Genomic DNA, 24,508 nt, shown 5'->3' on the forward strand with positions numbered 1-24,508 from the left:
ACAACACTTCGCTCAGCGAGCTTTGATCTCCGGCCAGAGGATATTCCAAGGTTTAATCCAGTTATCAATACCTTGACTAACCATAGGCGAAGACCATTTTTCGCCCAGCAGAGGGGCATTTCTTGGATCACAAACAAACTCAAAGTGTGTGCCCTGAAAAGAAAAACGCAAAGCAAAAGCATGCAGATACCCACGATCCGCTTGGCTAGTCGGCAAATAAATAGGGTCACCGACGATAGGCGAGCCTATCGATTTGAGTGCTACTCGAATTTGGTGGGTTTTGCCAGTGTGCGGTTTACATAAAAACAGCCGCTCGCCTGGCTCAGCCGGTAAAGAGAAAAATTGTGTGATGGCTGGGTTATCATAAGTTGGTACGAGTTTCCAACTGGCTCGACGTGAACGTTGCATATCACCACTGATCAACCCTTGTTTCTTCTTCGGTTTTTTGGCACCTATCGCGAGATAATATTTCTCAATCTTTCGCTTAGCAAAAGCCTGCGACAATTCACTGGCTGCCGCTGCATTGCGGGCGAGCAGTAGCAAACCAGAGGTCATTTTATCTAAGCGATGCACCAAATACAGTTGTGTATCGCCACTTTGCTGCCCGACTTCATGCAGCAACATCGTCTCCCCATCATCTTTATGAACAGAAACATTAGGGTGTTTATTAACGACTAAAAAATCCGTATGCGTCACAACTATATCAAACATGGTATTTTCCGAATAAAAACGATATTCACCTACGGCGACTTCAGACTGTAGATGAAAAATAAATTGAGACCGAGGATCATAAAGCAACGGCTAAGTTTCACCTAGGTTTAGTTAATAAGCGAAACCGATGGCTTCTATCGCGAACAAAGTGGAGTGGTAGCTAGACGTCAGCAAATGCTGAAAGTTCATAATCACTTATTCAATGCCCCGTAAACGCAAACACCGTCATGGCAGACGGTGTTTGGGGCGAAAATTAAGCAGGTTAATTAGGCAAAAAAGACCAATAACATCAACACCGGACAGACGATACGCACATACGTAGGCCAAATTTTCCAAAACCAGCTTTGTTCTATTTCTGGATAACCTTGCTTTAACTCATTGAGAATGTGATTACGATGCCAAATCCACCCGACCATTAAAGTGATCAAGAGAGCAATAATTGGTTGTGAATAAACGGTAGTAAACTGAATCACCAGACCAAATAACGCCGAGAAATTAAAGACAATCACCGCTGAAAACAACGTAACTAAACCGCCAATCCACAACACCGCCGAGCGGCGGCTCTGCTGCAACTCTTCAGTGGCACACGCCACGGGCACTTCAAGCATGGATATTGATGAAGTCAGGGCAGCAATGACCATCAATAAGAAGAACACTAAACCGATTAATGTCCCGACGGTGCCCATGGTATCAAACATGGCAGGTAAAACCGTAAACACCAAGGTATCTGAATTGAGTAACTCACCCGAGGCAGAAAAAATTTCTACGCCATTATGTTTAGCCACAAACATCGCAGGTAAGATCATCAAACCAGCAATAAAAGCAACACCAGTATCAATCAGTGCTACCTGAGCGGCCGTTTTAGGGATGTTGGTCTCTTTCTTCAGATAAGAGCCATAAGTGGTCATCACACACACACCCAATGAGAGAGAAAAGAACGCTTGCCCCATCGCACTGACAATCAGTTGCGGTGTCAGATGACTGAAATCGGGTACTAAGTACATGGTTAACCCATCCCATGCGCCTGGCTGAGTGAAAATATACACCGTCAATAAACCAAATAGGATAAATAGCAGAGGCATCAGACGAGTCGACCACTTTTCAATCCCATTTGCGACGCCATTACTGACCACAAACATGGTCAGAGCCATAAAAGCCATCATCAGAATTAAGTTACGTTCGGTACTAAAAGTGGTTAACCATTGGCTAGCACTCTCTATGCCTACCAATTCTAAACTGCTGCCAAATAATGACCCTAATAACCAACCAGCAACAATCGCGTAAAAACTGAGAATTAAAGAGACGACGACCATGCCGATAACGCCAAGTAAGATGGCACCGAACTTGCCTTTTGGCCATACCGAACGAAACGAGCGTATCGGGTTAGATTGCCCATAACGCCCTACGGTCAATTCGGCCACCAGCATAGGAAACGCCAATAAAAACACCATCAGTAAATAGACGATTAAAAAAACTGCACCGCCGTTACTCGCAGCTTGAGTCGGAAACCCCCAAACATTACCCAAACCGACTGCAGAACCTGCTGCTGCCATAATAAAACCAAATCGGGAGGTGAATTGGCCTCGAGAACTACTCGCCATAAATAGATACCATCATGTTATTGTAAACGCGCTAACCGCCCTTAGTGTGTACAAAAAAATATACACCAAAACAAAGCACGACTATCAACGTGGATATAGCAAGTAAAACAGTTTAATTATAAAATTGGAAGTCCGAACGCTCTAAATAAACACCAAGATAAAGCCTCTTTTGTCTGTTTGGTGCTTTTTTGTTCGACCCATTGATCATCTTAGGTTCCTCCACCGCATTCTTCTTTTAACGATCACTTTTTTGTACAGTTCTGTTTCATATCACCTTTCAATCCTTCCTTCTCTGACGCTTTCCCTTTACTATCCACATAGACAACAATCAATACCGTGAGTATATGGATAAGATTTATCACTTTTTAACGTTAGCAAGCATCGTGATTTATTGGCTACTGGTCGCCGGGGTCACTCTGCGCGTTGTTCTTAAACGTAAGGCCATGAGCGTCTCTCTCGCTTGGTTAATGATCATTTACATCATTCCTATTGTCGGCGTGATCTGTTACTTCATGTTCGGGGAGCTGAACCTTGGCCGAACCAGAGCCGAACGAGCAAAAGAGATGTTTAAACCGTTTGGTGAATGGTTTCGTTCGCTCAATGATTGCCAAGCGCATATGCCTGAAACCATGGGCGCTCATATTTATAAAATTGATGAGCTGTGCAACCGTCGCATGGGAATTCCGGCGTTAAGCGGCAATACACTCTCACTGCAAAACTCGCCTAATGAAATCCTCCATTCGATCATCGCTGATATCGAAAAAGCGCAACATAATATTCGCATGGAGTTTTATATCTGGTATCCCGGCGGTCTGGCTGATGCCGTTGGCTCGGCTTTAATTCAGGCGGCTAAACGCGGCGTCGATGTAAAACTATTGCTCGACTCCGCAGGAAGCCCGAAATTTTTCCGTAGTCATTGGTACAAATTAATGCGCAGTTCTGGCATTCATGTCGTTGAAGCGTTGCAAGTCAGTCCTTGGCGGATGCTATTTCGCCGTTTAGATCTTCGTCAGCACCGTAAAATTATCGTTATCGATGATAGCATTGCTTACACTGGCTCAATGAACATGGTCGACCCTGCGTTTTTCAAGCAAGACTCCGGCGTCGGGCAATGGATTGATATTATGGTACGTATCACTGGGCCTACCGTTAATGTCCTCTCAGCTATCCATTGTTGGGATTGGGAGGTAGAAACTGGGTCGCGGATGCTACCTAATGTTCCTGAATGCCAACTCGATACAAGCCAACCCCAGCACCCGATACAAGTCGTGCCATCCGGACCGGGAATGCCGGAGCATTTGATTTTACAAGTGTTGATTCTTGCCATGCATCAAGCAAATCAATCCGTACGGATTACCACGCCTTACTTTGTGCCAAGTGCTGATTTATTGGCCACGTTAAAAATGACGGCACAACGTGGGATCACGGTTGAATTGATTATTCCGCAAAAAAATGACTCAATGATGGTGCAATGGGCTTCTCGTTCATTTTACGAAGAGTTGCTTGCAGCAGGCGTCACTATTTACGAATTTCATGGTGGATTACTGCATACTAAATCGGTCGTTATTGACCAAAAATTCTGTTTAGTAGGCACCGTTAATCTTGATATGCGCAGCTTATGGCTTAATTTTGAAGTCACGCTAGCCGTTGATGATCAAGAGTTCACTCAACAATTGTATTGGCAACAACAAAGTTATATCGACCAATCTCAAGCCGTCCAAGCCAGTGAGTGGGAGAAGCGGTCATTAGGGCATCGCTTTTTAGAGCGGGTATTTTATCTGTTCAATCCTCTTCTGTAATCGACTAGGAAACTTTAGACAAGGACTCTGACATGTCACACAATAAAAAAACTCAATTGATCACTGCTGGTCGAGATAAAAAATGGACACAAGGTAGTGTCAACCCTCCGGTTCAACGCGCATCAACCATTGTTTTTGATACGGTTGCCGATAAGCATCACGCGACTGTGAATCGAGCCAATAAGACTCTTTTTTATGGTCGCCGAGGAACCACTACTCATTTCGCCTTTCAAGAAGCGATGAGTGAATTAGAAGACGGTGCAGGTTGCGCCCTCTACCCTTGTGGTGCTGCGGCGATCAGTAACGCAATTCTGGCCTTTGTTCAATCCGGCGATCACTTATTAATGGTCGATACCTGTTATGAACCAACGCGTGATTTTTGTAACACCATACTCAAAAAATTTGGGGTTGAAACGACGTATTATGACCCGATGATTGGTGAAGGGATCAGCGCTCTTATCCAACCTAATACCAAGATTTTATTTACCGAGTCACCAGGCTCTATCACCATGGAAGTTCAAGATATTCCCACCTTGGCTCGCATTGCTCATCAACAAAATATCATTGTGATGATGGACAACACGTGGGCTGCGGGTATTCAGTTTGCGGCGTTACAACATGGTGTTGACATATCGATTCAAGCGGCGACCAAATACATTGTAGGCCACTCCGATGTGATGCTTGGTACTGCCGTTGCTAAAGCGGAATATTGGGACCAATTACGTGAAAATAGCTATTTAATGGGCCAATGCATTTCACCTGATGATGCTTATTTAGGTCTTCGTGGATTAAGAACCTTAGCGGTCCGTTTACAGCAACATCAACAAAATGCCCTTGCGGTGGCCAATTGGTTAGCCACTCATCCTTTAGTGGATGAGGTTCGTCATCCGGCATTCGCCAGTTGTCCAGGACACGAATTTTTCCAACGTGATTTCACTGGTGGCAACGGACTTTTCTCGTTTGTTCTTAAAACCAGCTATCCTCGTGCAACCACCGCTCTGCTCGATGGCATGCAACATTTTAGTATGGGTTATTCTTGGGGTGGCTTTGAAAGCTTAATTTTAGCGAATGAACCGAAAAGCTTTACCCAGTTACGAAGTGTCTCTCGACCCAATTTTGACGGGACTTTAATTCGTTTACATATTGGCTTAGAAGCGGTAGAAGATTTAATTGCTGATCTTGAACAAGGGTTTGCACGCTATCAAACCGTATTGGACTCTCGTTGCTGAACGCTTGTTTTGCCGATAACTGAACATTTTAGTTATCGGCATGGGCAATTCAAAAGGTGATCATTAACCATACCTACCGCTTGCATAAAAGCATAGCACGTCGTCGGTCCGACAAATTTAAACCCGTGTTGCTTTAAATAGTGGCTCATTGCACTCGACTCATCACTGTAAGCCGGAACTTGATCTGCGCTTTGCCAGTGGTTGATCTTCGGCTCTCCGCCAACAAAAGACCATAATTTATCGCTCAATGACCCACATTCTTTCTGTATCGCTATCGCAGCACGAGCATTAGTAAACACCGACGCTATTTTTCCACGATGTTTAATCACATCAAACTGGCTCATGATCGCTTCAACATCAGCATCATCGTATTGAGCTAACACGCTCAAGTCGTAATTGGCAAACGCTTGTCGATAAGCCTGACGTTTTTTTAATACCGTTAACCAACTAAGCCCAGCCTGAGCGCCTTCTAAAGTGATAAATTCAAACAAAACCCGATCCAGATAGGCTGGCCTGCCCCATTCCGTATCGTGATATTCACGCTCAAGAGGATGCTTTAGTGCCCATGGACAGGTTAAATTACTCGTCATTGTTACCTACTCGTTGGATGTTTGGTTTAGCTCAAGGATAAAATTATTCCGCTATACTGTGATGACCGATACCGAAAAGCAATCAAATCTAGAGGAGTGATGAACCTTCACGATGATGTTATTAGCGCTTAACATCGATGTCGATTGCTCAAGATTAATATCGAATACTATAGCGTTCTTCGCTAACCCAGCAATTTTCACAGAAAAGAGGCTCTTCGCTTTACTTGGGTATGATAGTACGACAACTTCAAGTAGAATAAAGGGATATTGCTTAGCCTCGTTGCTCACATGCGCACTTCTATTATGAATAGTTTATTACGATACACCATAGGCTTATCTGGCCTAATGTTGCTAATTGGATGTGGTGAAAGTATCGAACATCATCAAATCCGCCAATCTGGATTTGTCTATTGTGGACAAGGTAGCCCTAGTACATTTAACCCTCAGTTGGTTGATAGTGGCATCACTTCCGAAGCTTTAAGTCCACAATTGTATAATAGCTTGCTCACCATCGATCCTGATTCTCATTTTATTCAACCTAGCTTAGCCAGTGAGTGGTATGCGACTAATCAAGGCACCGAGTATATTTTTACCCTGCGTTCCGGCGTTGAGTTTCAAACCACGCGCTGGTTTACTCCAACCCGCGCACTGAATGCAGAAGACGTGGTCTTTAGTTTCAAACGTATCATCGATCCTACGCATCCATTTCATAGCATCAATAATGCAAGTTATCCTTGGTTTACGAGCTTAAACATCACGAATACTCTCAAAGAGGTCGAGGCGTTAGATGCTAATACGGTAAAGTTTACTCTGACTCGACCAGATAATACCTTTTTAGCCAATATCTCTACAGCGCACGCGGTCATCCTCTCGGCGGAATATGCACAACAACTGCAAGCCAGTAATCAATTAGCGAATATTGATACCCATCCCGTCGGTACTGGGCCGTTCTATTTGGATGAGTATCAACCTCTTGATCTGATTCGTTTACGTCGCCATCCACACTATTGGAATGGACCGGCGAAAATGCAGCAAGTGGTGTTTGATATTTCCCAACGCGGTACCGGAACGCTGGCTAAGTTACTGCGTCACGAGTGTGATGTGTTAACGTCACCGATCGCCAGTCAACTGCCAATCATCGAAAATCAGCCACACCTCACTCTCAAATCTAAGCCGGCGATGAATATTGCTTTTATTGCAGTGAATACCTCACATCCAGCGCTGAATGATGTTCGGGTACGTAAAGCGCTTAATTTTGCGATCAATCGACAAAATATCTTAGATTCGGTGTACTACGGTACCGGCAGCATCGCCTATAACCTACTACCGCCAAGCTCATGGGCTTATCAAAAAGATACGGTACAAATTCGCTATGATCGTAACTATGCGCTCGCTCTATTACGTGAAGCTGGCGTTACCTCAGGATTAGAGCTCACCATGTCGGTTCCAAATGAACCTCGGGCTTATAATCCTAGTCCAAGAAAAACCGCAGAATTAATCCAGACTCAGTTGGCCGAGGTTGGTATTACACTGCACTTGGTGGCTGAAGATCGCCTACAACGAGGTGAACTGCCACAACGTACAGAAGTCGATTTACTGCTGACAGGTTGGATTGGACACACAAGCGATCCGGACAATTTCTTACGTCCTTTACTTTCTTGTAGTGCGAATCGGGCAGGTCTTAATGTCGCCATGTGGTGCAATGATGACTTTGATTTCCTACTTGATCTAGCAAGAGAAGTCGAGCGACCACGCTATAGGCTTAACCTCTACACCCAAGCGCAAAATATACTGAATCAAGAGTTTCCAATTATTCCTTTAGCGCATGGCAAACAATTTAAAGCGTACACGACATCACTATCGGGTTTTCAACTGAGTCCATTTAATGTGCAACCTTTCAATACCATCGAGAGGATAAGTGAATAATGTTTAACTATACGTTTCGTCGCTTTAACCTCTTTGTGGTGACTTTATTTATTTTAACCTTAGTCGGTTATAGCTTACTCAGATTAGATCCGAGCTCTCATACGATACAAGATAATTACTGGCTAGGCTGGTGGTCTTATGTGCAAGAACTGGCTCGTTTAAATTTTGGCGTCAATAAAAATGGCACGCCGATCATAGACGAACTATTGCTCGTATTTCCAGCCACCTTAGAACTGTGTTTAATTGCCTTTACCCTAGCGCTTGTGATTGGAATTCCTGTCGGCACCATTGCTGGTATGAAGCAAGGAAAATGGGTGGATACGGCAATTTCTTTTACCTCAATCTCTGGTTATTCGGCTCCGATTTTTTGGGTCGCGCTGATGATGATCATGTTATTCTCACTCAATTATGAAGCACTGCCTGTTGCCGGACGTTATGATTTACTTTATCAAATCCAACCCATAACTGGCTTTGCATTAATAGATGCCTTTCTTGCGCAAGGGCCGGATCGCCACTATGCACTACAAAGTGTGATTGAGCATATGATTTTACCTTGCTTAGTGCTGGCTCTAGCGCCAACCACGCAAGTGATCGGATTAATGCGTGCATCTGTCTCTGATGTGATGGCTCAGAACTATATTCGTGCCGCTCGTATTAAGGGGCTATCGTATTATCGGATCATTACCCAACATGTTCTGCCTAACGCGATTCCACCAATTATCCCTAAATTTGGTTTTGAACTCTCCAGTATGCTGACGCTGGCGATCATTACCGAATCGATTTTTAACTGGCCTGGCATCGGCCGCTGGCTGCTGGAAGCGCTCTCCAACAAGGATTACGTATCTATGCAAGCCGGGGTAATTGTGATTGGTGTATTGGTATTAACCGCCAATATTTTATCAGACCTCGTCGGAACCCTCGTCAACCCTCTGATAAGGAAAGAGTGGTATGCTAACAAATAGTATTTACCAAGAAGAGCACATCCCGACCCAATTTGAGCGTTTTTGGCGGAGTTTTAAAGCCAATAATCTCGCTATGTTTGGGTTATGGTGTTTATTAATCGTTCTTTTTCTCACGCTGACTTCTTATTGGATCACACCACACGATCCTCATAGTCAGTCAGGAGAATTATTAATGCCGCCATCTTGGGATCCCAGTGGGACCGTCAAATTCTTTTTAGGCACTGATGATTTCGGGCGTGATATTTTATCTCGTCTGATTGATGGATCTCGCTCAACCTTGGGTTCTGCATTATTGATCACCTTTATCGCAGCGCTCATCGGATGTTTAATTGGTATTTTAGCGGGCATGACCAAAGGGCTGCTCTCAAGCACCCTCAATCATTTATTAGATACGGTCATGTCCATTCCCTCCTTGCTACTGGCAATAATCTTCGTCGCTTTCTTAGGGCCTGGCGAATTTAATGTCTTATTGGCTATCGGCTTAGCCCTGATCCCGCGTTTTGTTCGCTCAGTCTATATCGCAGTACATAACGAGGTAGAGAAAGATTATATTTTGGCCGCTCGCCTTGATGGAGCGAGTGATATTTATCTCTTGTGGTATTCCATATTACCTAACGTACTACCGGTCATTGCCGCCGAGATCACATTAGGGCTGTCGGTGGCGATTTTAGATATTTCAGCCCTCGGTTTTTTAGGTTTAGGCGCTCAATCACCCAGTACCGAATGGGGAGCCATGCTCGGTGATTCTGTGGAGCTGATTTACTTAGCACCTTGGACGGTGACGCTACCCGGCATCGCGATTATGTTTACTGTGGTGATGATTAACTTAGTCGGTGAAGGCGTCCGTCAAGCCTTAAATGCAGGAGTGGAATAATGCCGCTGTTAGATATTCGCCATCTCACGATTGAAATTGATACGCCGCAAGGGTTAGTTAAAGCGGTCGACCGTATGAGCTTAACCATGAATGAAGGCGAGATTCGAGGTTTAGTTGGCGAGTCTGGATCAGGTAAAAGCTTAGTCGCTAAAGCCATTGTGGGGGTGAGCAAAGATAACTGGCGAATTACTGCCGATAGGATGCGTCTTGGCAATATTGATCTGCTCCAACTGACCCCCCGTGAACGCAGACGAGTCATTGCTCGTGATATTGCCATGATTTTTCAAGAACCCTCAACCTGCCTTGACCCCTCTGATAAAGTCGGTGAACAGTTGATTGAATCCATCCCCTCGCGTACCTTTGAAGGGCGTTGGTGGGAGCGTTTTACTTGGCGGAAAAAACAAGCCATTGCTTTACTGCATAAAGTCGGTATTAAAGACCATCGTAAAATCATGGCAAGCTACCCTTATGAGCTAACCGATGGTGAATGCCAAAAAGTGATGATCGCCATGGCGATTGCAGCAAAACCGAAATTGTTGATTGCCGATGAACCGACAAATGACTTGGACCCCATTACTCAGTCACAAATTTTACGTTTACTCAGTCGGATGAACCAAGTCAATAATACCTCTATTTTGTTAGTCGGCCATGACTTAACCACCATTACCCAATGGGCAACGCGCATCACTGTTATGTATTGTGGTCAATCCGTGGAATCCGCCGATACACCTAAGATCATGACTGAGCCTAAGCACCCTTATACCGTTGCGCTTCTCAAAGCGATGCCCGATTTCAGTGATTGGATACCTCACAAACAGAAGCTGCAATCATTGCCAGGCTCCATTCCCCCATTGCAACATCTCCCGATCGGCTGTCGCTTAGGACCTCGTTGTCCTTATGCTCAGCGTCAATGTGTCGAAGTGCCTGCCACTCGATTCATTAAAAGCCATAAGTTTGCTTGTCATTTTCCACTGAATATGGAGCCATAATCATGAGTGCTTCACTGCTAGAAGTTCATCAGTTATCCAAAGATTTTGTGAATCGCTCTGGTCTGTTTCGTAAAACCATTCACCATGCGGTCAAGCCAGTGAGTTTTAGCTTAGAGGCTGGACAGACTATTGGTTTCATCGGTCAAAATGGCTCAGGTAAATCGACTCTTGCACGTATGTTAGCGGGCGTAGTCGAGCCATCCAGCGGCGAAATTTTGGTCAATGGTGAGCGTCTAGCACATCAAGATTACAGTACACGTTGCAAATTAATTCGGATGATTTTTCAAGATCCAAATACCTCGCTAAATCCGCGCCTACAAATAGGTAGAATTTTAGAAGGCCCGCTGAAACGTAATACCAGCATGACACCAGAAGCACGGATGAATCGCGTGAGAGACACCTTGCTGCGCGTAGGACTGCTTCCAGAACATGCTTACTTTTATCCACAAATGTTAGCCACTGGGCAAAAACAGCGGGTTTGTTTGGCTCGGGCGCTGATTTTGCAACCTTCGGTGATCATTGCCGATGAAGCATTAAACGGTTTAGACATGGCCATGCGATCACAAATCATCAACCTTTTCTTAGAGTTACAAGAAGAAATGGGCGTGTCTTTTATTTATGTTTCGCAACATATTGGCATTGTTAAACATATCACGGATAAAATCATGGTCATGCATGAAGGTGAAGTTGTTGAGTCAGGTAACACTTTACAAGTCTTAGCTGATCCCCAGCACCCCATCACTCAACGGATGATTGAAAGCCATTTTCAAAAAGCGCCAAACTTTAAGTAACGGCTTAGCCGGTAACATAAAGTATCATTGAGCGGTTAAGATCAACGATTGAATGCCTACTCGAATAAGCAAAAGGCCCAAATCATTGGGCCTTTGTTCTCTAACTCACTTTATTGGGCGGACTTTTGCTTATTCAATTCCCTATCAAATTCATCGGGAAATAAGACCACCCCTTCTTCATTCTCATTCGGACAAACTACAACCGAAAGATCATCATCTGCCAATCCAGGAGTCCAGCGACTGCGCCATTGATTAAGAGGAATAGACTGAGCTTCACACTCTGCCCACTCGCCAGTGGCCCACGCCTCGGCTAGCTCACGATGCGGCCAAACGGGCACACACTCTTCGTCTTCAGTATTGAGCATCACACAGCCATCTTGGTCTTTTAAAATCCAGACTTGCTGATTAGCAACAATGTGCTTAATGCAATACGTTAAACGCTGTTCAGAATCATACTGATTGACGGCCGCGATTTGCTCCGCGCTAAGTGAATTAGACATAATATTCTCCGCTTTTTTTAAGCCCAAGATCATACCGTAATTTAATCATTACGCCAGCTCCGTTTGCGCCGCCACGACAACATCACATTCATACTCATCGCTGCCGCTGCACCTTAGCCGAGCTATCACTGCACGAATATCGTGCATCATTTATACGAAAAATCATTCAGTTAATGTTACGCACTGAGTTTGAAAGCACTTATCCACAGAAAATGTGGATAACCAGCCCAACGATAAAAACCTACTCTTTGAGATAAATTAACCAATACCAAATCCCCACAAACACACCACCACCGACAATATTGCCCAAGGTAACAGGAATTAAGTTATCGACAATGAAGTTCATCATGGTTAAGTCGGCATACTGGGCGATATTCGCCCCAGTCATCTGCCAAAAAGCCTCAGGGGCAACGTATTTGATACCAATGGCTAACGGCACTTGATACATGTTAGCAATACAGTGTTCAAACCCAGAAGAAACAAACATCGCTACGGGTAAAATGAGTACCATGACTTTGTCTGTTAAAGAGCGAGCACTGAAAGTCATCCATACGGCTAAACAAACCAAAATATTGCACATCAAACCAAGAGAAAAAGCCTGCAGAAAACCATGATGCAGCTTATGCTCGGCAATCGCCATTGCATTTAAACCGAGTTGTCCGCCATCATCCATAAACTGCTTGGTTGATAACATGATCCCAACCAATAAAACAGAACCACATAAGTTACCAAAATAGACCACGATCCAGTTTTTGACTAACTGTGGCCAAGAAATTTTCCCACTCGCTTTGGCGACCAAGGTCAATACAGAGCTGGTAAAGAGCTCTCCCCCCGTAATCACCACCAAAATCAATCCAAGACTAAAGGCTATCCCGCCAATCAGCTTAGCAATACCGTAAGGAATATCTTGTGCGCCCGTAGTAACCACGGTGTAAAACACAAAAGCGATACCAATATGAATACCTGCAGAAATCGCCAGTAAAAACGATTTATACATAGGTTTAGTGGCTTTGCTTTCTCCGGTGACGGCAGCACGTTCCGCCATTTGTGGAGGAAGCAGAGAGTCGAACTGGTTCAGATCCATAATTAATGTTACATTTTGATACAGGTAAAAGAGTGGCGGATAATCGCTCCATTTCCTTTTTTGTTCAAGGGGTATTATTGATGTTTACTAAAAATGTTTTAAAGACTACCTCACTCAGCTTCTTTCTCCTTCCTTTAACTGCATAAAAAAAGCCCATAATGGATTAAGATAACAGTTCTCTATGTTTGTGATTGCGTCTTTTTCTTTCGCCGATTAAGGTGAATTTAAATCAACCATAGTAAGGGTTTACGATGAAATTTTCTCCACAGCACCTTGATGAATTAAACCTGCTTATTCAATTTGATGTCAGCAGCGCAGCAACGGGTATAAAAGTACACAGCGATGCTCCAGAAGCACTCCAAGCCGCTGCACAGCGACTTCATGAAAAAGGCTTATGCAGCTTACCCGATGGTGGTTATTTGACTCACGAAGGGATTGAAATGGCCGAACTTACCCAACGTCTTTTGCACGTGTTAACTCACGCTTAATCTTCTTCCATCAAACCATGCGATAATAACGTTAACTTTCGGCTCATCATTCACGGTGGTTTTGGAGTTAACGTTATTGCTCTCTCAGTGACAAGCTCCTAATAACCACTATCCAACAGGTAATTGTATGCAACGTATCGCCATTATCGGTGCAGGTTGGCTGGGCCAACCACTGATTCAACATCTCAAACAACAAAATTATTACGTTTGTGCCAGCCGCACCAGCCTATCAGGCGTTGAGCAATTGCACGCACAAGGTGTGGAGGGGTTTGTTTGTCAGTTACCAGATGCCCCCCAGCTTGTCGAAGCGCTCTTAAACTTTCGCTGCGATGCGTTGATTGGCTGTTTTCCTCCCGGTTTTCGCAAAGGCCACGGCACCGACTACCAAGCAAGCTGGCAAACGTTAGTTAACGCAGCACAACAAGCGGGCATTCGCAAAATTATCATGATCAGCTCAACCAGTGTTTATCCTGACCAAGCAAAAACGATGCGTGAAGAAGATGCCTCTTTGGTTCAGTGTGAACAAAACCCTATGTTTTCAGAGAAAGCCAAAATCATGCTCTGCGCCGAACAAGCCGTTATCGATAGCGGTATCGAGTATGCTATTTTGCGTTGCAGTGGGTTAATCGGTCCCAATCGCCACCCTGCTCGCTTTGCGCTTCGTCTTTCTCAAGTCAGCGATCAAGCGCCCGCCAATATGGTCCATCAATATGATGTTTTACAAGCGATTACTTTTTCGCTGAGTGAGATTAACAACCACATTATCAATGTCACTATGCCGACAACGGTCAGTAAAGCGGAGTTTTACCGAGCGGCTTTGTCTGCGGTTCAATCACCTCATCCGTTACCACCGATTGTTCATTTACCCGATAAACGAATTGTCAGTGATAAGCTGATCACGATGGGATTTCATTTTCACTACGCTAATACATTAGAGGCGCTGCACGGTTATGAGTAAACGTCTTTATCAACATTTAGAAACTCTCTGGCAGTTTATGCAAATGGGACACGAGTTAAAACCTGCTGATGTGATCGTTGTCCCTGGTAGTAATGATATACGCGTTGCCGAAGTGGCCGCGGATTTATACCAAAGAGGACTAGCACCGTGGGTGCTTTTTTCTGGGGATAAAGGGCGCTTTACGGAAGATTTATTTGAGTACAGTGAAGCTGAAACATTCGCGATGGTCGCTAAAGAGTGCGGCTTACCCAGTTCTGCGATCTTATTAGAAACCCGAGCCACCCATAGTGGTGAGAATGTGTGTTTGAGTCATCAATTGCTCAGTGAGAAAGGTATTCAGGCTCAACGTTTACTGATTGTGCATAAACCATATATGGAGCGACGCGCTTTCGCGACCTTTACTAAACAGTGGCCAGCAACGTTAACGTCTTTGCAAGTGACCTCTTCTGGCGGAGATTTTTTTGGTTACTTGACCGAATCCCTGACGCTCGATGTAGTACTCCACGCCTTACTGGACGATTTTCAACGTTTGTTGGATTACCCTGCGCAGGGTTTTCAGGTTCCCCAATCGATCCCAGATGAAGTACAGCAAGCTTATCAAGCCCTTAAGCGGTTGTTTTAAACATTCATTATACCCAAACGAGTTGAAGTTGCAGGTAGGCGGCAAGTGAGTAAATCCCCATGAGCATAGGCAAACTATGTGATTGGAGTGAACGAACGTAGCCAACACCGCTGCAGCTTTAAGTAGGAAGGGTATATTAGGGGCAAATGAAGGCTTGCCCCTCGTCTACTGAGATGATTGACGGCAAGGAATATCGCGAACAGAACTCAACGCCCAAGCGCTTGTTTATAATGTTGACGGCATACCGAGACGTAGCGATCATTACCACCAATATCGACTTGGTCACCCTCACAAATAGCCTGACCGTGCTCATCGGTACGGATCACCATATTCGCTTTGCGGCCACAGTGACAAATGGTTTTCAGTTCAATCAATTTATCCGCCCACGATAACAGGTATTTACTTCCTTCGAACAGCTCACCCAAAAAGTCGGTACGCAAACCATAGCAAAGTACCGGAATATCTAACTTATCGACCACTTCCGTTAACTGATACACTTGCTCGCGAGTTAAAAACTGGCATTCATCAACCAGTACACAATGGCGTTTCTGTTCGGTATTTAATTGAGTGATCGCGTGCAATAAATCGGTGGTGTCATCAAACAGATGAGCATCCGCTTCAAGGCCAATACGCGAGCTGACCTTACCAACACCAAAGCGGTTATCAATCGCGGCAGTAAAAATCACCGGAGTCATTCCCCGCTCTTGGTAGTTAAACGACGATTGCAGCAAGGTGGTTGATTTACCCGCGTTCATTGCGGAGTAATAAAAATACATCTGAGCCAACGGGGAGGTTTCCTATTAAAACTAAAAAGCGCGCCATTGTAGCAAACCCTCATCAAATGTGGATGCTTATTAGCGACGATAAGGCTTGTTCGTGAGCTTAACGGATCATTTCTACGATAAAAAAGGGCGGCTCAAAGCCACCCTCTTCTTATCATCAAACAACCATCGTTTACTGTGCTTTTTCTTTAGCTGCCCTCACGGCAATCGCTAATTCTTCAAGAGCGGCTGGGTTAGCGACACTTGGAGCATCCGTCAATAAACAAGCCGCTGCGGTCGTTTTCGGGAAAGCAATCACATCGCGGATGTTTTCCGTTCCACACAACAGCATCACTAAACGGTCTAAACCAAACGCAAGGCCAGCGTGTGGTGGTGTGCCGTATTTTAGTGCATCCAACAAGAAGCCAAACTTCAAACGTTGCTCATGCTCATCAATACCCAGCAAATCAAATACCGCTGATTGCATGGTCGCATCATGAATACGAACAGAGCCACCACCGACTTCATAGCCGTTTAACACCATATCGTAAGCATTAGACAACGCATTACTTGGGCTGGCTTTTAATTCTTCTGCCGTCATATTCAATGGTGCAGTGAATGGGTGATGCATTGCCGCAACATTGCCTTCGCTGTCGGTTTCAAACATAGGGAAATCAACAACCCACAATGGTGCCCAAGTTGCCCCGTTGGTGATGGCCAAATCTTTGCCTACTTTAAGACGTAAAGCACCCATCGCTTCCGCGACAACATTGGCATTATCTGCGCCAAAAAGAATGATGTCGCCATTCTCTGCTTGAGTACGCTCAATAATAGTTTGCACAATCTCTGCATTTAGGAATTTAGCGACTGGCGATTGGATCCCCTCCAAACCAGCAGCGCGATCATTGACTTTCAACCACGCTAAACCTTTCGCGCCATAAATAGCGACAAACGCGGTGTATTCGTCAATTTGCTTACGCGATAGCGCTGCACCACCAGGGACGCGAAGCGCAGCAACACGACCTTTTTCATCATTGGCAGGACCAGAGAAAACTTTAAAATCGACGTCTTTCAGTAAATCCGCTACATCAACCAGTTCCATTGGGTTACGCAAATCAGGCTTATCACTACCAAAACGACGAATCGCTTCGCTATACGGCATGACGGGGAACTCACCCAAATCAACATCCAATAGCTCCAACCACATCTCACGAATCATTTGCTCAGTAACCGCACGAACTTGATCCGCCGTCATAAATGAGGTTTCGATATCGATTTGAGTAAATTCTGGTTGGCGATCGGCACGTAAGTCTTCATCACGGAAACACTTAACGATTTGATAATAGCGGTCAAAGCCAGACATCATCAGTAACTGTTTGAATAACTGAGGAGACTGAGGTAAAGCATAGAAACTGCCTTTGTGCACCCGACTTGGAACGAGATAATCACGTGCACCTTCTGGCGTTGCTTTGGTCAATACTGGCGTCTCAATGTCCAAAAAGCCATGTCCATCAAGGAAACGGCGAACAAAACTTGACGCTTTGGCTCGCAGCTTAATCCGATCGCTCATCTCTGGGCGGCGCAAATCTAAATAACGGTATTTTAGGCGCTGCTCTTCCGAGTTCTTTTGGTTGGAATCTAAAGGTAAGGCTTCTGAACGGTTGATGATCTGCAAATCTTGAGCCAGTACTTCTACTGCGCCCGTTGCCATATCTTGATTGATTTGACTGTCTGGACGAGCGCGGACTTCACCGGTTAATTTAATGCAGAACTCATTACGCACTTGGTTGGCAATGTTAAACACATCCACCATATCGGGGTCGACAACAACCTGAACGATACCTTCACGATCTCGCATATCAATAAAAATCAGACCGCCTAAATCACGACGGCGGTTAACCCAACCGCAAAGTTCTACTGTTTGTCCAACAAGGGACTTGTTCAGGTGACCACAATAATGGCTACGCATAATGAAATTCCCAACCTCTATTTAATTCATCTTATTCCTAGCCGCAGATAATGTTAGCTACGGCGCATGATTCCATTTATACGCTGAAAAAAGTTGAAAATCGACCTTCCAGAATACAATTTTGCTGTGTTTTCTTCTGCCCTGCTTTTTCCGTACAATAATTCAGCAAAATATGTACAAAGCATCAACAGTAATAAAATTGGCGCTGATTATAACGTTAAAATAACGTATTCTTCAAAGAACTCATGCTTACCAACAAGAAAAAATTCATCATCGCAGCAATGACCAAACCACTTGAAGTAAGAAGCAAATAAACCGTGACGATGACAAACTTACCACTACGTCTAGGACTGACCCTATGGTCACATACCGGCTGGCAAGGGCGCTTTTATCCTTCGGGTAGTTCAGCGACCGATCGTTTAGCGCACTACGCAACCGTTTTTCACACCGTCGAAGGCAATACGACGTTTTATGCGTCGCCCTCGCCACAAACGGTGAATAATTGGCGAGCCGCAACCCATGACCATTTCAGGTTCACATTTAAGCTACCGAAAAGTATTACCCACCAACATCAGTTGGTTGGATGCCAAGGTGAACTCAAACAGTTTTTACAATTAATGGCTCCACTGCATCAACGAATTGGTTTATGGACCATACAACTGCCGGCTTCGTTTAGTACCGCTCAGTTGAGTCATTTACAAAAATTTTGCCGCTATTTCCCCAAAGATTTCCCATTAGCGGTAGAAGTGCGCCATCGTGACTATTTTGCTAAAGGTGAAGAAGAGCGCCGTTTTAACCAATGGCTGATTGAAGAGGGGATCAATCGAATTATCATGGATAGCCGCCCTGTTTTTGCCGCCGAGCCAAGCAACGAAACCATTATTGATGCACAAAAGAAAAAGCCGAAAGTGCCCGTCCACGCATTAGCCACTGCCGATAACCCCATGATTCGCTTTATCGGCCATCCTGATTTAACCGCGAATGATGCTTTTTTTAAGCCTTGGCTACAAAAGTTACCCCAATGGATCGCCGCCGGAAAACAACCCTATCTGATGATTCATACGCCGGATAACTTTTATGCCCCAGAACTCGCGGTTGATTTGTATCGGCAATTACAAACCAGCGTCCAACTTGCGCTTATTGCCGATGGAATCGCCAAACAAACAACGTTACCCGATTTAGCTCCATTTCCGGCCCAAAACAGTCAACAAATGTCGATATTTTGACGATGTTTTGTCACTAGCTCTGGGTATATAATGACAGACCAGTAAATTTTTCATAAAATACGGCACTTTTTTATCTAACCCGTCCTTTATATTCCTCGATGTTAGCGAGCGCTCATTTCTATTCGCGTCGTGATGATAAAAGGACAGGTAAAATCAAGTGTGTATAAGGGTTACTCATGGCCAACAAAGACACCATATTCTCCGCTCCTATCGATAAAATCGGTGATTTTACCTTCGATGAGCGAGTGGTTGAAGTGTTCCCCGATATGATTCAGCGTTCCGTTCCGGGCTACAGTAATATTATTTCCGCGATTGGCATGCTTGCCGAACGTTTTGCTAAGCCACACTCTAATTTGTATGATCTTGGCTGTTCATTAGGCGCTGCCACTTTATCCATGCGTCGTCATATTCAACAAGAAGGGTGCAAAATTATCGGCGTCGATAACTCATCGGCGATGGTAGAACGGTGTAAATTGCACGTGAATGCTTACCGTTCTGATACGCCAGTCGAGATTATCGAAGCGGACATTCGTGATATTCAGATCGAAAATGCCTCTGTGGTGGTGCTTAACTTCACACTGCAATTTTTGTCCCCTGACGATCGTTATCGCCTACTGGAAAATATTTATGCTGGATTACGTAGTGGCGGAATATTGATTATTTCTGAAAAGTTTATTTTCCCTAATCAAACGGCTCACGAGCTGCTGATCGATTTACATCATGACTTTAAACGTGCTAATGGCTACAGCGAATTAGAGATTAGCCAAAAGCGCAGTGCAATTGAAAATGTGATGCGCCCAGACTCAATAGAAGCCCACAAAGCACGCTTCAAAGCCTTAGGCTTTTCGAGCTACGAAATGTGGTTCCAATGCTTTAATTTTGGGTCGATGTTCGCCATCAAATAATCTCATCGTGTGCTGACTTGGCATGATTACCTCAAATAATAACCACACTTTTTTCCTGCAAGGTAGATATGGGTTCTCTACCATCGTGGGTTTGTACTAGTTAGGAATAGACGATTATGTTTAATTTTGGTCCACTTTATCAGCGCATTGCGCAAGACACCCGCTTACAGCCTTGGTTAGAAGTGTTACCTAAGCAGCTTGCTGAATGGCAGGCGAAACCTCATGGGGATATGGAACGCTGGCTACGCGCCTTAAAAAAAATCTCGGATGCCAGCCCTGATCATATTGACTTAAAAGAGTCGGTGTCGGTGAGCAATACACACCCCTTGCCTGAAGGTGAGCAAAAAAAACTAACCAGTCTATTAAAAACGCTCCATCCATGGCGCAAAGGTCCTTATCAACTGCATGGCATTCATATCGATACCGAGTGGCGCAGCGACTGGAAATGGGATCGTCTTCTACCTCACATTTCACCCCTTCAGGGGCGTTCAATATTGGATGTCGGCTGTGGTAATGGTTACCATATGTGGCGTATGCTCGGCGAAGGAGCGTATCAGGTGATGGGTATCGATCCATCTGAACTGTTTTTAATCCAATTTGAAGCCGTTCGAAAATTGATGGATAACGATCAACGTATCCATTTAGTCCCGCTTGGTATTGAACAACTCCCTGAATTACAAGCATTTGATACTGTATTTAGTATGGGAGTATTGTATCATCGTCGCTCACCATTAGATCACCTCATCCAATTAAAAAATCAACTGGTTAGTGGGGGTGAATTGGTCTTAGAGACTCTGGTGATTGAAGGGGATGAAAATGCGGTTCTTGTGCCTTTTGACCGCTATGCCCAGATGCGAAATGTGTACTTTTTCCCATCAGCGCTGGCATTAAAAGGCTGGCTAGAAAAAGTCGGATTTGTGGATGTACGGATTGTCGATGAGAACATTACCTCACAAGATGAGCAACGCAGTACCGAGTGGATGACTCATAATTCGCTCCCCGATTACCTTGATAATAACGATCCAAGTAAAACCGTGGAAGGTTATCCAGCACCACGTCGAGCAATTTTAATTGCTCAGAAACCATAATTGACACAGCCTTAACTCGTCAGGCTACGGATACGTCTACCCTAACGGATGAGATTAGCGCCCTCGTGCGCTGATCGATGACTTAAAGTCACTGATCGTCCTTTAAGTCATCGAGGGTATAACAAATGAAACCATCACATAACAATAAGGTTGCCAATGTTTAAGCGAATAGCTCCCATCGTTGCACTGAGCCTACTCTCAGGCTGCACACTATTAAAGGGGGATGAATATCATCAGGCTACGCTGGCCGCACTTCACCAATCCGAGTCAAACATTGCTAATAAAATCGTTAATTTAGAACTCCATATCAGCAATCAGATGGATTATATCGATAGCCTTGAAGGTAAAGTCTCTAGCTTACAGAATGAAATGTACGAGCTAAAAGACCTCGCCAACCGACCGATCATCATCAGTGAACCATCACCATCTGCTGATTCCCTCGCCACGGTGAATGCCACTCAAACTATCCCTCGTCAGGATCTGGTATTAGGTGAAATCGAACGCGTGACCATCGACAGTATTAAACAATCGTTTGATGCTCGAATTGATACTGGCGCAGCGACTTCTTCACTGAATGCCGTCGACGTTGAAGAGTTTGAACGCAATGGCAAGAATTGGGTACGTTTTCACCTCACCGGTGATAATAGCGTCAAAGACGATAGCAATTGGATAGAAGCGCCTATTCTCCGTTATGTTCGTATTCGTCAAGCGACCAACGAGCAAACAGAGCGTCGTGCTGTGGTCGAATTATGGGTGAAATTGGGGCCTATTCATCAAAAATCTCAATTTACCCTCGCTGATCGTTCACAAATGACCCATCCTATTTTATTAGGTCGGGAATTTATTCGCGATATCGCCGTGGTGGATGTAAGCCGTCAATACATTCAGACAGAAACTAAAGAAAAATAAGGCCCATTATGACGTCACGAATTCCGTTTTATCTATCCATATTGTTGTTGATTGTGGTGGGGATTACTTTAAGTGTCATGCGTCATCAAAGCTATGGTGTACCATGGACACCCGGTGAAACTCGCCAAGTCTGGGACATTGAAGCGCGAATTGAATTTAACGCGCAAGGTCGGGAAGTCAAAGTCTCTCTCGCCGCTCCTCATACCCAAGATGGCTTTACGTTGATTGGAGAGAATGCCTCTTCTCCGGGTTACGGTATCTCTTATGTCACTACAGAAAGTGGCCGACGTGCAGAGTGGACCATTCGTCAGGCCAAAGGTCCACAGACCATTTATTACAAAACTCAGTTCTTAGTAGACCCACAAGCTAACGCGCTGCCCGTCCCTCCGAGTACGCCTATTGTTAGGCCGACATTTGACGGTCCGGATGAAACCTCAGCCATTGCACTTATCGAGCAAGCTAACCGCCGCTCCGCGAATGACGTAACCTTTACTCGCGAACTGATTAAAGCGCTCAACGAAGCAGAAAATCAAAATGCTGCATTGCTGCTTAATAAAATGAGTAAAGTGGATGCGGCGCAAAAACTCCTCTCTTATGCACAAATCCCCAATAAAGTGGTCGGCGTCATTCGCCTTGAAGATGGGCGTCGTCGCCAATCGATCCAACATATGAATCAAGTCTGGGATGGTAATAAGTGGGTGCTATTTAATCCAGAAACTGGCACTCAACCGACTCAACCCAATTTATTGGTGTGGGATGAATCGAATGTTTCTTTACTTGATGTGATGGGTGGACAAAACAGCCAAGTGCATTTCACGATGATTGCGCAAGATGTCTCGCCTCAACAGGCGACCAACAGCAAAGTCAGCGCCGATGGATTATTAAATCTGTCTATTCATAGCTTACCGCTTGAAGAACAAGCGATGTTCAAAAATATCATGTTGATCCCTATCGGTGCACTGATTGTGGTCTTTTTACGAGTGATCATTGGCTTAAAAACCTCGGGGACTTTTATGCCCGTTTTGATTGCCGTCGCGTTTGTACAGACCCAATTAACCACTGGGATCATCGGATTTTTATTGATTGTCGGCACAGGATTAATCATTCGCAGTTACCTCTCCAAGCTAAACTTATTGCTGGTCGCTCGAATATCGGCGGTGATCATCTCGGTGATATTGATCATTTCAATGTTCACTGTGGTTGCCTTCAAAATCGGCCTGACCGAAGGTTTAACGATTACGTTCTTCCCGATGATCATTTTATCTTGGACCATTGAACGGATGTCAATCCTCTGGGAAGAGGAAGGCGCTAAAGAAGTGATTCTGCAAGGTGGTGGCTCTTTATTGACTGCCGTGCTGATTTATTTAGCCATGACTAACCCTTATGTGCAGCACTTAACCTTCAACTTTATTGGATTACAGTTAATTGTCTTAGCGGGCATTTTATTATTGGGAACGTATACCGGTTATCGCTTAACCGAACTACGTCGCTTTAAACCCTTGGTAGACGGAGATTAATATGTTTTTTTCTCTTTCTGAATACACCTCCCCTTTCAAATTGCGCCGTAAGGGGATCATGGGCTTGAATAAGCGTAATCATAGCTATATTGGTCGCTATAACGATCGCTCCAAATACCCTCTGGTCGACGATAAACTGCAAACAAAGCTGATTGCTCAACGCGCAGGTTGTACGGTGCCCAAACTGATTGGTGTGATCAGCAACCAAGGGGATGTTAAACGCATCCACGAAATGGTTAAGGAGTGGCCGGGGTTTGTCATCAAACCGGCACGAGGCAGTGGCGGCAAAGGTATCTTAGTCATCACTTCCCACCAAGATGGCCTTTACACCAAACCTTCTGGATCGACGATTAATAAAGAGGATGTTGAGCGACACATTAGCAACGCTTTAGCAGGTCTTTTCTCACTGGGCGGTAAAAATGACGTCGCGGTGGTCGAAAACCTAATTAAATTTGATGACTGCTTTGATGGTTTCAGTTATGAAGGCGTTCCCGATGTACGGATCATCGTCTTTAAAGGCTACCCAGTAATGGCAATGATGCGGCTTTCTACCTCTGCTTCAGATGGCAAAGCTAACTTACACCAAGGAGCGGTGGGAGTGGGCGTTGATCTCGGATCTGGTAAAGCGGTACGTGCTGTACAGTTCAATCGACCAGTGACCCATCATCCCGATACCGGAAAATCATTATCTGAGCTCACGGTCCCCCACTGGGAACGCTTACTAACCTTAGCGGCCAGTGCATGGGAAATGACCGGTTTAGGTTATATTGGGACTGATATGGTGCTGGATAAAGAAGAAGGCCCAATGGTGCTTGAGCTTAATGCCCGCCCAGGTTTAGCGATTCAAACCGCTAATGGCGCAGGATTACTGCCAAGATTACAGCATATTGAAAGTATCGGCTCACCGTTGATTTATCCGACCCCAGCTGAGCGAGTCGCTTATGCCGCGAAACAATTTGGACTAAATAACGTTTAATCCCCCGTTGTGTTACTCTTTCAAAAAACCGTT

General features: G+C 44.8%; 23 protein-coding genes. 16 read left to right on the forward strand and 7 right to left on the reverse strand.

Features of this window, described 5'->3' with window-relative positions:
* Positions 1-12: 12 nt before the first annotated feature.
* Positions 13-711 (reverse strand): TIGR01621 family pseudouridine synthase, encoded by a 699-nt coding sequence (locus FKN93_RS04705; RefSeq protein WP_161425556.1) that lies wholly within the window; start codon positions 709-711, stop codon positions 13-15.
* 266 nt (positions 712-977) lie between these two features.
* Positions 978-2,312 (reverse strand): sodium-dependent transporter, encoded by a 1,335-nt coding sequence (locus FKN93_RS04710; RefSeq protein WP_004395118.1) that lies wholly within the window; start codon positions 2,310-2,312, stop codon positions 978-980.
* A 344-nt stretch (positions 2,313-2,656) separates the two neighbouring features.
* On the opposite strand from FKN93_RS04710, the gene cls reads away from it, so the two are divergent.
* Positions 2,657-4,111: a cardiolipin synthase gene (cls, locus tag FKN93_RS04715; RefSeq protein WP_170904588.1), complete on the forward strand. Its 1,455-nt coding sequence runs from the start codon at positions 2,657-2,659 to the stop codon at positions 4,109-4,111.
* A 32-nt stretch (positions 4,112-4,143) separates the two neighbouring features.
* On the forward strand, positions 4,144-5,340 hold the full coding sequence (locus FKN93_RS04720) for a cystathionine beta-lyase (RefSeq protein WP_004395116.1): 1,197 nt from the start codon (positions 4,144-4,146) through the stop codon (positions 5,338-5,340).
* 32 nt (positions 5,341-5,372) lie between these two features.
* Here FKN93_RS04720 and FKN93_RS04725 read toward each other — a convergent pair whose 3' ends face one another.
* Positions 5,373-5,930, reverse strand: a complete 558-nt coding sequence (locus FKN93_RS04725; RefSeq protein WP_040904250.1) for a DNA-3-methyladenine glycosylase I — start codon at positions 5,928-5,930, stop codon at positions 5,373-5,375.
* A 303-nt stretch (positions 5,931-6,233) separates the two neighbouring features.
* Here FKN93_RS04725 and sapA point away from each other — a divergent pair, with 303 nt between their 5' ends.
* The 5 genes from sapA to FKN93_RS04750 are packed head-to-tail and all read left to right on the forward strand — an operon-like array spanning position 6,234 to position 11,472.
* A complete protein-coding gene (gene sapA, locus FKN93_RS04730) occupies positions 6,234-7,856 on the forward strand; it encodes an ABC transporter substrate-binding protein SapA (RefSeq protein ID WP_170904589.1) in 1,623 nt (540 codons plus the stop codon).
* On the forward strand, positions 7,856-8,818 hold the full coding sequence (locus FKN93_RS04735) for an ABC transporter permease subunit (protein WP_004395114.1): 963 nt from the start codon (positions 7,856-7,858) through the stop codon (positions 8,816-8,818). Before sapA ends, FKN93_RS04735 begins: the two co-directional genes overlap by 1 nt.
* Positions 8,805-9,692 (forward strand): putrescine export ABC transporter permease SapC, encoded by an 888-nt coding sequence (gene sapC / locus FKN93_RS04740; RefSeq protein ID WP_154167955.1) that lies wholly within the window; start codon positions 8,805-8,807, stop codon positions 9,690-9,692. The genes FKN93_RS04735 and sapC overlap by 14 nt, the downstream gene beginning before the upstream one ends.
* The gene (locus tag FKN93_RS04745; protein ID WP_004395112.1) at positions 9,692-10,681 is read left to right on the forward strand and encodes an oligopeptide/dipeptide ABC transporter ATP-binding protein; all 990 of its coding nucleotides are present in this window, start codon (positions 9,692-9,694) and stop codon (positions 10,679-10,681) included. Before sapC ends, FKN93_RS04745 begins: the two co-directional genes overlap by 1 nt.
* A gap of 2 nt (positions 10,682-10,683) precedes the next feature.
* Positions 10,684-11,472: an ATP-binding cassette domain-containing protein gene (locus FKN93_RS04750; RefSeq protein ID WP_004395111.1), complete on the forward strand. Its 789-nt coding sequence runs from the start codon at positions 10,684-10,686 to the stop codon at positions 11,470-11,472.
* A 110-nt stretch (positions 11,473-11,582) separates the two neighbouring features.
* On the opposite strand, the gene FKN93_RS04755 is transcribed toward FKN93_RS04750, so the two are convergent.
* Positions 11,583-11,972 (reverse strand): DUF2750 domain-containing protein, encoded by a 390-nt coding sequence (locus FKN93_RS04755; RefSeq protein ID WP_040904785.1) that lies wholly within the window; start codon positions 11,970-11,972, stop codon positions 11,583-11,585.
* A gap of 241 nt (positions 11,973-12,213) precedes the next feature.
* Complete coding sequence (gene focA, locus FKN93_RS04760) at positions 12,214-13,056, reverse strand: formate transporter FocA (protein ID WP_004395109.1); 843 nt, start codon at positions 13,054-13,056, stop codon at positions 12,214-12,216.
* Between the two features lie 251 nt (positions 13,057-13,307).
* Here focA and FKN93_RS04765 point away from each other — a divergent pair, with 251 nt between their 5' ends.
* The 3 genes from FKN93_RS04765 to FKN93_RS04775 all read left to right on the forward strand — a co-directional run bounded on the left by FKN93_RS04765 (position 13,308) and on the right by FKN93_RS04775 (position 15,124).
* Complete coding sequence (locus FKN93_RS04765; protein ID WP_004395108.1) at positions 13,308-13,544, forward strand: TIGR02647 family protein; 237 nt, start codon at positions 13,308-13,310, stop codon at positions 13,542-13,544.
* A gap of 127 nt (positions 13,545-13,671) precedes the next feature.
* A complete protein-coding gene (locus FKN93_RS04770) occupies positions 13,672-14,502 on the forward strand; it encodes an NAD(P)H-binding protein (protein ID WP_004395107.1) in 831 nt (276 codons plus the stop codon).
* Positions 14,495-15,124, forward strand: coding sequence for a YdcF family protein (locus FKN93_RS04775; RefSeq protein WP_170904590.1), 630 nt, complete (start codon positions 14,495-14,497; stop codon positions 15,122-15,124). Before FKN93_RS04770 ends, FKN93_RS04775 begins: the two co-directional genes overlap by 8 nt.
* Positions 15,125-15,330: 206 nt before the next feature.
* On the opposite strand, the gene FKN93_RS04780 is transcribed toward FKN93_RS04775, so the two are convergent.
* Positions 15,331-15,909 carry a thymidine kinase gene (locus tag FKN93_RS04780; protein WP_161425134.1) on the reverse strand — a complete coding sequence of 193 codons (579 nt, stop codon included), beginning with the start codon at positions 15,907-15,909 and terminating at the stop codon, positions 15,331-15,333.
* Positions 15,910-16,078: 169 nt separating this feature from the next.
* A complete protein-coding gene (aspS, locus tag FKN93_RS04785; RefSeq protein WP_170904591.1) occupies positions 16,079-17,854 on the reverse strand; it encodes an aspartate--tRNA ligase in 1,776 nt (591 codons plus the stop codon).
* A gap of 323 nt (positions 17,855-18,177) precedes the next feature.
* On the opposite strand from aspS, the gene FKN93_RS04790 reads away from it, so the two are divergent.
* The 6 genes from FKN93_RS04790 (at position 18,178) to FKN93_RS04815 (ending at position 24,475) form a co-directional block, all read left to right on the forward strand.
* Positions 18,178-19,080, forward strand: a complete 903-nt coding sequence (locus FKN93_RS04790) for a DUF72 domain-containing protein (protein WP_170904626.1) — start codon at positions 18,178-18,180, stop codon at positions 19,078-19,080.
* 176 nt (positions 19,081-19,256) lie between these two features.
* Positions 19,257-19,985 carry a carboxy-S-adenosyl-L-methionine synthase CmoA gene (gene cmoA, locus FKN93_RS04795; RefSeq protein WP_004395102.1) on the forward strand — a complete coding sequence of 243 codons (729 nt, stop codon included), beginning with the start codon at positions 19,257-19,259 and terminating at the stop codon, positions 19,983-19,985.
* Between the two features lie 116 nt (positions 19,986-20,101).
* The gene (cmoB, locus tag FKN93_RS04800) at positions 20,102-21,073 is read left to right on the forward strand and encodes a tRNA 5-methoxyuridine(34)/uridine 5-oxyacetic acid(34) synthase CmoB (protein WP_004395101.1); all 972 of its coding nucleotides are present in this window, start codon (positions 20,102-20,104) and stop codon (positions 21,071-21,073) included.
* Between the two features lie 156 nt (positions 21,074-21,229).
* Positions 21,230-21,982, forward strand: a complete 753-nt coding sequence (locus FKN93_RS04805) for an ATP-dependent zinc protease (RefSeq protein ID WP_170904592.1) — start codon at positions 21,230-21,232, stop codon at positions 21,980-21,982.
* Between the two features lie 8 nt (positions 21,983-21,990).
* Positions 21,991-23,499: an inactive transglutaminase family protein gene (locus FKN93_RS04810; protein WP_170904593.1), complete on the forward strand. Its 1,509-nt coding sequence runs from the start codon at positions 21,991-21,993 to the stop codon at positions 23,497-23,499.
* Complete coding sequence (locus FKN93_RS04815) at positions 23,495-24,475, forward strand: alpha-L-glutamate ligase-like protein (protein ID WP_170904627.1); 981 nt, start codon at positions 23,495-23,497, stop codon at positions 24,473-24,475. The genes FKN93_RS04810 and FKN93_RS04815 overlap by 5 nt, the downstream gene beginning before the upstream one ends.
* Positions 24,476-24,508: the final 33 nt, after the last annotated feature.

It is taken from the genome of Vibrio sp. A8-1, assembly GCF_013048685.1.
Classification (GTDB): domain Bacteria; phylum Pseudomonadota; class Gammaproteobacteria; order Enterobacterales; family Vibrionaceae; genus Vibrio; species Vibrio metschnikovii.